The sequence below is a fragment of the Larkinella humicola genome, assembly GCF_008727875.1.
GTDB lineage: Bacteria > Bacteroidota > Bacteroidia > Cytophagales > Spirosomataceae > Larkinella > Larkinella humicola.
Window position 1 is genome coordinate 985173 of the sequence record NZ_VTWS01000002.1, and the last position, 13068, is coordinate 998240.

Annotated in this window: 9 protein-coding genes; 3 read left to right on the top strand and 6 right to left on the bottom strand. The window is 54.1% G+C overall.

Annotation, left to right across the window (positions count from 1 at the left end):
• Positions 1-118: 118 nt before the first annotated feature.
• Positions 119-4336, bottom strand: a complete 4218-nt coding sequence (locus F0P93_RS11985) for a hybrid sensor histidine kinase/response regulator (protein WP_150876619.1) — start codon at positions 4334-4336, stop codon at positions 119-121.
• A 221-nt stretch (positions 4337-4557) separates the two neighbouring features.
• Between F0P93_RS11985 and F0P93_RS11990 the strand changes: the two genes are divergently transcribed.
• Positions 4558-5262, top strand: a complete 705-nt coding sequence (locus F0P93_RS11990) for a hypothetical protein (RefSeq protein ID WP_150876620.1) — start codon at positions 4558-4560, stop codon at positions 5260-5262.
• 65 nt (positions 5263-5327) lie between these two features.
• On the opposite strand, the gene F0P93_RS11995 is transcribed toward F0P93_RS11990, so the two are convergent.
• Complete coding sequence (locus tag F0P93_RS11995) at positions 5328-5978, bottom strand: carbonic anhydrase (RefSeq protein WP_150876621.1); 651 nt, start codon at positions 5976-5978, stop codon at positions 5328-5330.
• 120 nt (positions 5979-6098) lie between these two features.
• Positions 6099-6971: an arylamine N-acetyltransferase family protein gene (locus F0P93_RS12000; RefSeq protein WP_150876622.1), complete on the bottom strand. Its 873-nt coding sequence runs from the start codon at positions 6969-6971 to the stop codon at positions 6099-6101.
• Between the two features lie 179 nt (positions 6972-7150).
• On the opposite strand from F0P93_RS12000, the gene F0P93_RS12005 reads away from it, so the two are divergent.
• Positions 7151-8266 (top strand): winged helix DNA-binding domain-containing protein, encoded by a 1116-nt coding sequence (locus F0P93_RS12005; RefSeq protein WP_150876623.1) that lies wholly within the window; start codon positions 7151-7153, stop codon positions 8264-8266.
• On the opposite strand, the gene F0P93_RS12010 is transcribed toward F0P93_RS12005, so the two are convergent.
• From F0P93_RS12010 to F0P93_RS12020, 3 genes are all read right to left on the bottom strand, one after another.
• On the bottom strand, positions 8235-9047 hold the full coding sequence (locus F0P93_RS12010) for a class I SAM-dependent methyltransferase (RefSeq protein ID WP_150876706.1): 813 nt from the start codon (positions 9045-9047) through the stop codon (positions 8235-8237). The two genes, F0P93_RS12005 and F0P93_RS12010, sit on opposite strands and share 32 nt — an antisense overlap.
• A gap of 289 nt (positions 9048-9336) precedes the next feature.
• Positions 9337-10611, bottom strand: coding sequence for a sensor histidine kinase (locus F0P93_RS12015; RefSeq protein WP_150876624.1), 1275 nt, complete (start codon positions 10609-10611; stop codon positions 9337-9339).
• Positions 10608-11285 (bottom strand): response regulator transcription factor, encoded by a 678-nt coding sequence (locus tag F0P93_RS12020; RefSeq protein WP_150876625.1) that lies wholly within the window; start codon positions 11283-11285, stop codon positions 10608-10610. Before F0P93_RS12020 ends, F0P93_RS12015 begins: the two co-directional genes overlap by 4 nt.
• A 271-nt stretch (positions 11286-11556) precedes the next feature.
• Between F0P93_RS12020 and F0P93_RS12025 the strand changes: the two genes are divergently transcribed.
• The gene (locus tag F0P93_RS12025; protein WP_150876626.1) at positions 11557-12969 is read left to right on the top strand and encodes a TolC family protein; all 1413 of its coding nucleotides are present in this window, start codon (positions 11557-11559) and stop codon (positions 12967-12969) included.
• The last annotated feature ends 99 nt before the right edge of the window (positions 12970-13068 follow it).

A 13068-nucleotide genomic window follows, 5' to 3' on the forward strand; every position in this document is an offset into this window, starting at 1 on the left:
TATTCAGGCTGATTTTACGACAAACCGAACCCTGACAGCGGCAATCACGTCTTCCACTTCTTCTGTATTCAGGCTGATTTTACGACAAACCGAACCCTGACAGGGCCTACGGCCGCTGTCAGGGTTCGGTTTGTCGTAAAATCGAGGCTTGTTGGAGCGCATTTTTCAATTCTTCAATCACGATCGGTTTGGCGATGTAGTCGTCCATCCCCGCGTGCAAACACGCTTCACGATCGTCGGCCATGGCGTTGGCCGTCATTGCAATGATGGTCGGTTGAGGCCCTGGCTGCTGGCGAATCCAGATGGTGGCTTCCAGACCGTTCACTTCCGGCATCTGCACATCCATCAGAATGACTTCGTAAAACCGCCGTTGCACCAGATCCAGCACCTCGGCGCCGTTTTGGGCCAAATGCGCCTGATAGCCCAGTTTACTCAGAATGTTGAGCGCCAGTTTCTGATTGGCCGGGTAATCTTCCGCGACCAGAATCTGCAGGGGATAGTCTTTGGAAAACTGATCCGACAGCGCGTGGTGGACCGCTTTGGCAGCAACCGTCCGGGGTTCGACCGATTGCTTCAGTTGTTTTTGCACCACATCAAAAAGCTGTTGCTGCTTGACGGGCTTGGTCAAAACCGCCGAGAAAAGTTCCGGATACGATTTGCGGCTTTCTTCACCGATGGAACTCAGCAGAATAACCGGCAGCGTCAGGGTTCGCCCGCGGATGGCCCGCGCCAGTTGCACCCCATTCATTTCCGGCATTTGCATGTCTGTAATAACCAGTTGAAAAGGAACTTCCTGGTTCATGATTGCCAGGGCCTGCTTGCCCGACGAAGCCGCTACCACCACGAGTTTCCACTGCTCAAGGTGGGCTTTCAGAATGGTCAGATTCGTGGGGTTGTCATCGACGAGCAAAACCCGTTTCCCGTCGTTTTCACCGGTATTGAAGAAAATATACTGCCGCTGGGCCTGCTGGCTGATCCGACATCGAATCGTGAACGTGAAGGTCGTTCCCGTTCCGATCTGGCTATGAACCGTAATTTCCCCGCCCATGAGCTTAACCAGCCGCTCGCTGATGGCCAGCCCCAGGCCCGTACCACCATACCGCCGGGTCATCGACGAATCGACTTGTGAAAACGCTTTGAACAGCCGTTGCAGTTTGTCTTCCGGAATGCCGATGCCCGTATCCCGAACCCGAAAAACCAGTTCCAGTTCCTGATCGCTGATCCGCCGTTGCAACCCAATGCTGACAAACACTTCGCCCCGCTCGGTAAACTTGATGGCATTGCCCACGAGGTTGATCAGAATCTGACGCAGGCGCAGGCTGTCGCCGATGACCTGTGTCGGCACCTGGGGATCCAGTTCATACACCAGGTCCAGCTCCAGTTCGGCGGCTTTGCTGGCAAACAGATCGAGGACGTCTTCCACACAATGGCGCAAATCGACGTCCTGGAGTTCCAGTTCCAGACTCCCGGATTCGATCTTGGAAAAATCGAGAATGTCGTTGATCACCCCCAGCAGGTTGGTTCCGCACTGGTGAATGGTGTCGACGTATTCGTGCTGCTCTTCCGACAGTTCCGTCTCCTGCAACAAATAGGTCATGCCCAGCACGCCGTTCATGGGCGTCCGGATTTCGTGGCTCATCGTGGCCAGAAAGACGCTTTTGGCCTGATTGGCTTTTTCGGCTTCTTCCCGTGCGTGTTTTTCCTGCAACCGTTGTTCGTGGATTTCTTCTATGAGCACCTGCAAATGTTCCGATTGGGTCTGAATTTCTTCCGACTGGTACAGCACTTCGGCAGTTCGTTCGCCAACCTCTTTTTCGAGTTCCTTCTTTTGGTTTTCGATGGTTTTTACCCGATGCCGGTACAAGCCATAGGCTCCCAGCAGCAAGGCCAGCACCAGGCCGGTCCGAAACCACCAGGTAGCCCAGAAGGGCGGGGTAATGACAATCCGGAGCGACGTGCCCCGCTCATTCCAGACGCCGTCGTTGTTGGATCCCCTCACCCGGAAAACATACTCGCCGGGGTCCAGGTTGGTGTACGTGGCCATCCTGGAATGACCGGCGTAAATCCAGCCCCGATCAAACCCCTCCAGTTGATACGCATACTGATTTTTTTCGGGCAGGCTGTAATTCAAAGCCGCAAAAGTTACCGAGAACATCGACTGCCAGTAGGCCAGCGTGATGAGGGTGTTTTCATCAATGCTTTTTCGAAGCAGCGAATCCGGAGCGCCAATGACAACGGGTTGATTGAAAAGGTGGAAATGGGTGATAAAAACCGGTGGAATCGCCGAATTATCGCGCAAACTATCGGGATCAAACGCGTTCAGGCCGTTGGTTCCGCCAAAGAAAAGTTCACCCAGCCGCCCCTTGAACACCGCCCTCCGGTTGAACGAGTTACCCTGCAAGCCATCGCTGACGCTGTAGTTCCGGAAGGTGCCGGTCCGCGGATTAAACCGGGAAAGCCCCTGGTTGGTGCTGATCCAGAGGTTTTTCCGACGGTCTTCCACCAGCCCCTGAACCACCTCGTTCGGCAAGCCCTCCGGCTGACGGTATACCGTAAAGGCTTGTGCTTTGGCATTGAATTTGTTAAGCCCGCTGTCGGTGCCCACCCACACCGTACCGTTGGAATCTTCGTAAATGCTGTTGACCAGATTATTGCTCAAACTTCCGGGCACATTTCGGTGGTACCGGTACCTCGTAAAGGTGTTGCTCCGGCGATCGAACCGGTTTAGCCCACCGCCTTCCGTGCCGACCCAGATGGTGCCGCTCCGGTCGCAATACAACGCCCGAATAACCGCGTGGCTCAGGGTGCCCGGTTGGGTCGGATCAGGCCGGTAATGCGTAAACAAACCGGTTTTCTTATTGTAACGGCTCACCCCGGCGCCAAGCGTCCCGAGCCACAGGTTGCCTTCATGGTCTTCGGTAATGGCGCAAATGCTTTCGTGGCTGATGCCATCCGGGCCGTCACTCCTCGGAAAATTGACAAACTCACCCGGTTCTTTTTCCCACCGGCTCAGTCCGCCCTTGTAACTGCCCGCCCAAATCCGGTGATCGCGGTCTTCGAAAACGCACATCACGAAGTCGCTACCGATGCTGCGCGGGCGGTCAGGGAGGTGCATAAACCGGGTAAACTGATTCGTTTTGCGGTCCAGGCGGTTCAGTCCCCCGCCGTCCGTCCCCATCCAGAGCTTCCCTTCAGCATCTTCCAGAACGGACAATACATTGTTGTTACTGAGGCTGTTGGGATTGTTGCGATCTTTTTCATAGCGTTCAAATTTCCGGGGTTCACGGTCGTAAAAATTGATTCCTCCGCTGTAGGTGCCGATCCACATATCGCCTTTTCGATCCCGGCAAATGGCATAAATCGAGCCATTGTTCAAGCCTTCGCTGTTGGTTTCGCTGAAGGGATAGCGGATAACCGTAGCGAGATCCCTGCTCAGAATGCTAATGCCGCCGTTCCGGGTGCCCATCCACAGATCTCCCGCGTTGCCTTCTTCCAGCGAAATGACGTCGTTGTGGCCAATGGTGTTGACATCGGTTTTGCTGTGTTGAAACCGGGTAAACGTTTGCTGATCGGCATTCAACAGGTTCAATCCCCCACCCTCAGTGGCCACCCAGATCCGGTTTCGTGAATCCTGCAAAAGGGCCGTTGTGTTATTGTTGCTTAGCGAGCCCGGGTCGGCGGGATTGTTGACAAAGTGCCGGAAAGTTTGAGTCGTCGCGTCGAACAGGTCCAGCCCTCCTCCGCCCGTTGCCGCCCAGAGCCGTCCTTTCGCATCGACCAGCATATCGTAGATAAAATCATTCCCCAGACTCCGGGGTTTGGCCGCATCGTGGGTGAAATGGGTGAAGGATTTCCGGGTCGGGTCGAAGCGGTTCAAACCGCCACCGTACGTGCCGACCCACAGCATTCCCTGACGATCCTCCGCAATCGAAATCACCTGGTTATGACTCAGGCTGTTGAGTTTATCGGACGTCCGCTGAAAGCTGACAAAGGTGTCGGTTTCCCGGTCAAAAAGATTCAACCCGCCGTCTTCCGTGCCAACCCACAGGCGACCTTTCCGGTCTTCATAAAGGGCCCGAATAAAATTATGACTCAGGCTGGTCGCTTTTTTCGGGTCATTCCGGTATACGGTGAAGGTGTAGCCATCAAACCGGTTTAAACCGTCCTGCGTGCCAAACCACATAAATCCCCGCTTGTCCTGTAAAATACAGGTTATATTGTTTTGGGATAGCCCTTCATTGGTGGTAAGGTGTTTAAACCGTATCGGAACGGCCTGGGCATCAAATGGCTGAACCTGCAACAGGAATAGCAATAGAACAGCACATATTACTTTCATACGAAGCCCGTTGCGTTATTTTTAATAAAATAACTGTTTCTCAACAAATTATAAACGTGTCTGGCAATTGTACTATTCCATCAAAAATCGTGCGTAAAATTTTATTCACAGAAAACAGTTTTGTTATCGATTGATTTTTCATGTTGCCTTATTCACCAAACCCCGCCCAGTGTCAATTACCGCTTAAATAGTGAGTGATCGGTTCGTTATTTCGATCCATTATGGAACGATTTTTCACCTTGTTCGTCGCCAGCCTGTGTGCGGCTCCCCTGTTTTATTTTTTGTTTTCCGAAGTGACCGTTGCCCTCAACAGCCAGGCCACCGGTCCCGATGCCCGGCTGGGCGTAGCCTACCTGGCAACCTGGGGCGGTTTTCTGGCGGCATTCGTCGGGTTCTTCGTGGTCTGGTTTCTGGCTCGGTATTGTCTGGTCGAAACGTACCTCCGGTACCTCCAGGTTTTCGACGGGATTGCGCTCATTGGCTGGTTCGTATTCTACCTGAACTGGTCGGATCAGCAGGAATACCGGCTGGACTATCCCAACCACCGGGCGGTGTTGGAAGTGGAAATGCGTGCCGCCCAATCGTTTCTCAAGGGCGAGCCCATCGACAAAGTCCTGATTCCCCAGTTCATCGGGCAGGACCTGGACATGTCGCATGTGGATCGGATACGGAAGGAGGGAAATTTTGTAATTTTACCGTGGGAAACCACCCCAATCAGTCTGAAAAAATGGCAAATGCGGGTATTCGTTCATACTACTCCGGTCGATTTTCCGCTCGACCTGCCCAGGCGGCCGCAGGCATCGACGGATTGGTCGGCCTGGCTGATTCCGTCCGATAAACAGGAAGATCCTTTGCCCGATGGCGCCCTGGAACACACCGCGCTCCGGTATCGCTTCCGGCTAATTCCCCACGGGTCGCCGGAATAAGCAACTTGATGGATCAGCTGAGCCGACCGACCGCCGATCACGGGTCGGGCGACTCAGTGAACGACTTATTTCACGATAGGTGAAACCGGCTCATAGAGGTTGTATATCTCCATGATGCTTTTCATTTTCTCTTCAAAATTAATCTTCAGATCAATCAATTTTCCGGTACGAACATCGAACACCCAGCCGTGAACCCGGACACCCCGTTCCCGGAAAGCTTCCTGAATGGCTGCGGTTTTGATCAGATTCACACACTGTTCTTCCACGTTCAGTTCCACGAGTCGGTCGTAACGGGCTTTAACATCCGCGATGGCATTCAATTCGTCCTTATGAAAGCGGTATACATCGCGAATATTGCGCAACCACGGGTTTAAAATGCCTAAATCGACCGGTTCCATGGCCGCTTTCACGCCCCCGCAGTTGTAGTGTCCACACACCACTACATGGTTGACTTTCAAGTGCCGGACGGCATAATTCAACACCGACATGACATTTAAATCGACGTTGTTGACCAGGTTCGCAATGTTCCGGTGTACGAACACTTCGCCCGGCTTAACCCCCATCAGGTCTTCGGCAGTAACCCGGCTGTCGGAACAGCCAATGTAGAGAAACTCCGGCTGCTGCCCCTGCGACAACTTAGTGAAATAATCTTTGTCGCCAGCCAGTTTCTCGGCGATCCACTTTTCGTTGTTTTGAAATACGCTGCTAATATTCATGGGATAGGATGATAAAGTAAGCGCCCAATCTCGCCAATATATTTCTTTCTTTCAAAAATCAGACAAAAAACCGACTGTACATCACACCCAACCGGTCGCCCCTTTTTTATGGTTGTTGGATTATTTCTCTTCCGCAGTCTGATCGATTAGCTTCTGCAAGGCCTTATCGAGATCCGGGGTATCTGGGAGCGTCAGCCGGAAAATTTCTTCGAGTGCGGTACGGAATTCGGCCACACTGCGGAGTTCACGCTGCTCCGATTCGCCCCCCAAATGGTGCGTCGTCAACACCGTATCGCGCAGGCCATACCGCCGGTCGACCGTCGTTCGGGCGACGGCCAGGCTGCGGAGAAAATACGAATTGGGATGCGAACACAGGTAATAGCTGAACATTTCGTAATCGGGCAACAGAAACTCCCGCAACGTAAAGCGATACAACGACCGCCACTCGTTCCTGACTTCAGCCTGTACTTCCAGCTCACCATTTGATTCGATCAACCGGAACGGCTCGTGGGGAGTTTCCTGCACGGTATTCAGCTCAAGCCGTACGGGGCCGGTGGGCGACAAACCGCCAAAGCCCACATCCACCAGGTACGATTCCGGCCCCACCTCCACCTGCAGCAGCATATGGCTGATGGCTTTGACACTGCCTTCCGGAACGTTCCACAAAACGCGGGCGGCCAGTCCCCGAACCCGAAATCCCAGGGTTTGCAAGACGAAGCTCAACAACCGGTTTTGTTCGAAACAATACCCGCCCCGCCCACGCTGCACCATTTTTTGCTGCAGCGACTCACTGTCCAGCAAAACCGGCAGGCCCAGCAACGGGTTGAGATTTTCAAACGGGATGCTTTCGGTGTGGAGACGTTGGAGGGTTCGCAGCGTTTCGAGCGTGGGCGTGCGGTCTCCGGTGTACCCAATGCGCTGAAAATAAGCGTCGAGATCGATTCCCGACGTAGCTGGCGCTGGTTCTTGTTGCGGAATGAGTTGGGATGGCATGGGTGCAAAGTTATCAACACCCCTGAAAAAATAAGCGGGAAAATTTTTCAAAAATTCAAACGCCCGGTTTTTACTGCTGACACAGGGCTGTCACCCATCGGTTGTACTTTTACTTTTGATCGATACGAAACGGCAACCAACCCAATCCCGACCCGCCATCGTCCCTTTTCACCGACGCCATGACCCATTCAGACCTCGTTCAATACCGCCTTCATCACCAGCACCTGACACAATCCTGGCTGACAACACCCGGCGACCTGGTAGCCTGGTTTGGGGCCGTTCAGGGGCAGGATTATGCGGCTGGGAAATGGGCCCTTGGCAACCGGCTACCCGGCAGCACCGACGCCGGCATCGAGCAGGCGATTGCCGATCGAACCATCCTGCGTACCTGGCCAATGCGCGGCACCCTGCATTTTGTGGCGGCTGCCGATATTCACTGGATTCTGGACCTAAACCAGCCCCGTTTGCAAACCCTCTATGCCAGTCATTTCCGCCGGCTTGAACTCAGCGAACCGGTTATTGCAAAAAGTAAAGCGGTTTTCACGAAAGCGTTGTCGGGCGGCCACCACCTGACGCGCTCCGAACTAAAAACCGCTCTGGAACAGGCGGGCATTCCGGCCCACGAAAACCGCCTGAGTCTGCTGCTGGCGCGGGCTTCCTACGACCGGCTGCTTTGCCACGGTGTCCGTCGGGACAAGGAGTTTACGTTCACGCTGCTGGACGACTGGGTGCCGCCCACAAAACCGCTGCTGCGCGAAGAAGCCCTGGCCGAATGGACCCGGCGGTATTTCACCAGCCACGGACCGGCGACCCTGGCGGATTTTAGCTGGTGGTCGGGCCTGACGCTGACCGACGCCAAAATCGGAATGGATCTGATCAAATCCGGTTTCGTGTCTGAGGTGGTGGCTGGTCAAACGTACTGGATGCCTGCGTCTCTGCCCACCCTGCACGATCACATCACAACCGCCTATCTGTTACCGGTTTACGACGAATACCTGGTCGCCTACAAAGACCGGAGCGGCCCGCTTGGCGGTTTGGATCCGGCGCAGATCGCCAAAACCGGCAACGGTATTTTCAGCCCGGTTATCGTAATCGACGGGCGGGTGGCTGGCACCTGGAAACGGACGTTAAAGAAAGATTCGGTTTGGATCGAAACCAGCCTGTTTACCACCCTGACCGATGCGCAGCAACAGGCCCTGTCCGATGCCAAAGAGCGGTATCGACGGTTTTTAGGCACGTCACCGGTTTATACCGCCCATTCACTCACCGCAGAACGGTTACCCGTAAGAAAGTAGCCGGAACGGAGGTCGTGTTCTCACGGGTACTTTGATTCTGGCTGGTAAACAATGCTTCCAGTTCCTGCTTCAGATCACCCGCCTTCCCATTTTTTTCGGCGGCTTCAAACGCGTTCATGGTGGGTCCGTAGTAGTTCCGGAACCGGTTTAGAAATTCGGCCGGCGAAAAAGGCGCATTGAAGGTATAGGTATCCTTTTCGAAGGATACATTCCCTTCCGGTATTCCGGCCTGTCCAAAGCGTTCCAGCACCTGGCTCTCCACGCCCCACAGCATGGGACTGATGAATCCCTCCGGCGTTGGGGGTGTATAGGCTGAACTGATCCTCAGTATTTGCGCAACCAGCGTAGGATCGCCCGGTATCCAGTTTCCCATGACGATCCGGCCACCCGGGCGGGTCACCCGAACCATTTCTTTGGCGACCTCGAAGGGTTGGGGTGCAAACATGGCTCCGAAGATGCTGACGACCAGGTCAAATGACTGATCCTTCAACTCGCTCAGATCGGTGGCGTCGCCTTCCTGAAAGGTGCAGTTGGTCAGCCCTTCGCTCCGGGCCCGTTGGTTACCGGCTTCGACCAGATTCCGGGCGATATCGACCCCTAAAACCTGGGCTCCCAGCCGTGCGGCCGGGATGGCGGTCGTGCCGTCTCCGCAACCTAGGTCAAGGACGTTTAGCCCTTTCGTGATCGCCAGTTTGTCGACCAGAGCGGCCCCGCTTTCCCGCATCGTTTCGGCCAGGCGGGTGAAGTCGCCTTTTTCCCATAATGCTTTGTTTGGATTCATCATTTTTTAGTTAAAAATGTAAGGTGAAAAGGGTTGTTTGAGTTTGACAAAAGTCAACCGCCGGTGTAGTAGACGGGAGGGCGGTTCAGAATGAGACCTTTCCCGCAAAAACCGGCACAAAGGTACGGGGTGGCAATCACCCTAAAAATCACCGAAATCAGTGATTTTGGGTCACTGATTTCGGTGATTTTTGGTCAGGGAACCCAATACCCGGCGGTTCTTTGAAGAAGCATTCATCGTATCGTCAGCAAAAAGTGAAGATACCGTAAAAAACGGATTGCTGCCCGGGTTAATCTGCACCTATTTTCCGGAAAATATCAAACCGGTGCCAGCCGTTGCTTTCGGCATACTCTACCTGCAACCCGTACGTATCGCAGATCTCCTTGATGATGGCCAGCCCCAGGCCCACGGAATCCAGACTGGAGCCTTCTTTTTTGAAGCGTTCAAAAAGGCGCTCGGGGTTCGAAACCAGCGCATTCCCGGTATTGCCAAGCGACAGATTTTTGCCGTTGGACGCCAGTTCCACACGCCCCTCCGCGTGGTTGTGTTTGATGGCATTGTTGACCAGATTCGCCACCAGACTATCGGCCAGTGCCGGGGGCAGTTGAACCGTAAACGGCACCAAGTTCCGGATCTCCACCGCAATTCGTTTGTGGAGCAATACCTCGTCCATCGCGTTCAGTTTTTCGGCCAGCAATGCCGCCAAGTCAACGGTTTGATTATTAGTAAACTGCTGATTATCAATCTTTGCCAGCAAGAGTAATCCCTGATTCAGCCGGGCCATGCGCCGGGAGGCCTGGTAAATTTCCTCGATCCAGCGGGTTTGCGTCTCCGTCAGTTTTTCCGACTGGATGAGTTGCTCCACTTTGGCGTTGATCAAGGCCAGGGGCGTCTGGATTTCGTGGGAGGCATTTTCGGTAAATTCTTTCAGGCTGCGGTAGTCCTGCTGCATTTTGTCGCCCATCTTGCGCAGCACCTCGTTCAATTCCCGAAACTCGTTGATCTCCGGTTTGTCGAGTTGCAGGGGCGTCGCACTCGCCAGATTGAAGCGTTTGATGCGGGACAGGCTTTCGTAGAACGGCAGCCAGAGCCGCCCCGACAGTTTTCCCTGAAACCAGAACGTGCCGAGCAGCAGCAATCCCAGACAGGCCGCCATCGTCACCGTGATGACTTCAATGAGTTGGTAGGATTGAATCAGGGATTTCCGAATCGACACCCGATGCATTTCTCCCTGGATCGGTACGTAAAACGTGAGTTGCCGAAACGGCATCAGCTCCTGGTCGTACCGGTTCTGGATCAGCGTATCGATAAACGTTTCCGAAAGCCGGGTTTGCCGCCCAACCGGAACAACGTCGATCTTGTTTTCAACAAAATAGGTCGTATCCGACCAGGCTTTGTGCTGTTTCAGATAGGCTTCAAAATCCCGCTTTTCAACCTTCAGCCGGGTTTCCACTTCGTTGTAAATCAAAATCCGGACGACCTGATAGAAGGCCAGCCCGGCGAAGAGGTAAATGGCTAGCGAGAAGGCCAGGTAAATGCGGTTGGTTTTAGCGAGTAGTTTCACGGTTCCCCGAATTTGTAACCGATCCCGTATACCGACCGTACATAATCCGAACCGCCTTTTTCGAGCAGTTTCCGGCGCAGGTTTTTGATGTGTGAATACACCATGTCCAATGAATCGGCGGAGTCGATGTTGTCGCCCCACAAATGCTCGGCGATGGAAACTTTGGTCAGCACAACGTCGATGTTCGACAAAAAATACAGCAGCAGATCGTATTCTTTCCGGGATAAAACCGCCAGTTGGCCGTTCACATACACCTTCCGCGACGACGGATTCACCCGGATTTCCCGGAACCGGATTTCAGTGTGTCCGCCAAAATTCCGCCGGCGAATCAGCGACTTCACCCGGGCATTCAGCTCCGACAGGTGGAACGGTTTGGTTAGGTAGTCATCCGAGCCAATTTCCAACCCCCGAATCTTGTCTTCCAGCGCGTTACGGGCCGAAATGATGATCACGCCGGTGGTGGCCAGCAGTTTTTTCAACGTCTGAATCAGTTGAAAACCGTCACCGTCGGGCAACGTCAGGTCCACAATCACACAATCATACTGATACAGGTAAATTCGTTCGTCGGCTTCCCGGAAAGTCCCCGCCGTCTCGCAAAGATACCCCTCTTTGTTCATATAGTCGGTGATGCTTTCGGCCAGGCCTTTTTCATCTTCTACCACCAGTACTTTCATGCTTCTTAGGGTTCATCAACAACTTAAACACCAAAAGTAGCGGCCAATGTTGGAAACATTCTGGAGGGAAAAGTTATTACGCAGAGTTAAGCGGAGAAAACCAGAGTTAAGCAGAGTTGTTTCTTCTCTGTGTAACTCCCCTTTTTCTCCGCTAAACTCTGCGTAATAACTTTTCTCTACTCTCCAACTTCCCAAATGTTTCCAGAATTGCCCCGTTGTTTTGCAGGCACTTACCACGGTTTTGTCACCAACACCGGAAAAAGAGTTGCCAATGAAACACGTACATTTTAGGTTCCGCCGATTGCACATCTGGTTACTGACGGCCACAACCGGAACGCTCCTGTTTGGCCCGAGTATGGTTCAGGCGCAAACCCTGACGCTGTCGCAGGCCCTGGAGCGGGGAACGCAGGCGTATCCCTTTCTGAAATCCAAACAGGCCGAAATCCAGAGCGCCGAAAAGCGGGTTCAGGCCAGCCGAACGGACTTTCTGCCCAGCGTCATCGTTCAGGATCAGTATACCTATGCGACCAGCAACGCCCTTAACGGTTCGTTCTTCCCCAACGAAGGAACGTCCATTTCAACTTCCGGTGGCATTCGGCCCGACAACATCTACCGGGGCACCACCGGCAGCTTTGTCAGCGCCGTCATCGACTGGCGGATCGTCAACTTCGGTCGCGTAAAAGCCAGTGTGAAAGCCGCCGAAGCCGACCTCAACCGTTCGCAAACCGATTATGACAACGAGCTTTTTCAGCACCAGATCCGGATTATCGACGCGTACCTCACGCTCCTGGTCAACCAGAAACTGGTCGATGTCCAGCGCAGCAACGTCGAGCGGGCAGAAACCTTCAAAAATGTGGTCGATGCGGGCGTTCGTTCGGGCATGCGGGCCGGTGTCGATAGTTCATTGGCCACCGCCGAAGCGGTTCGGGCGCGGTTAGTTCTGCTCGAAAGTCAGCAACGCGAGCAGGTGCAGCGGCTGCGGTTGTCGGAACTCATCGGTCAGGTGCAGGCCGGTCTTCGCATCGACAGCATGCGGTTTTATACCACGCTGCCACAAACCACGTTTCAATCGGATTCCATTTCTCCGAAAAACCCGGTTTTAAGGCTTTTTCAATCACAAATCAACTTTTCGTCCGCGCGAACCGTGGCGCTCCAGCGTTCCATGCTGCCGTCGATCTCGCTCGTTGGGGCTGGTTGGGCGCGGGGTTCGGGCTTTGCCAATGCGGATGAATCCTTCGCAATGGATTTCAACCGGGGACTGGGCTATCAGGCTTCCAACTACCTGGTCGGCGTGGTGGCCCGCTGGAATCTGACCAATAGCCTGCGGCTCAAACACGATGCCCGCAGCGAACAATTCCAGGTCGAACGCTTCCGGCAACTCTACAACGACCAGCAACTGCGCATCACCCGGCAAAACCGGGAAGCCGAAACCCAGTTGTCGCTCGGACTGGAACAGGCGCGTCAGGCACCCGTTCAGCTCCGGGCCGCGCAGCAAGCCTACAACCAGGCCAAGGCCCGCTACCAGAACGGACTGGCCGATTTGCCCACGCTCCTGCAAAGCTTCGTGACCCTGAACCGGGCCGAAACCGATGGCTACGTCGCCACCAGCAACGTCTGGCGCTACCTGCTCCTGAAAGCCGCTGCGGAGGGAGACATTTCGCTGTTTATGAATCAATTGAAGTAAAGTATACGGTTTTCGGTTTACCGTTTTCGGTGGCTGACGCATGCTTCCTGACGGATTTATGCAGAGCGTTAGCTGGCATGCGTCAGCCACCGAAAACGG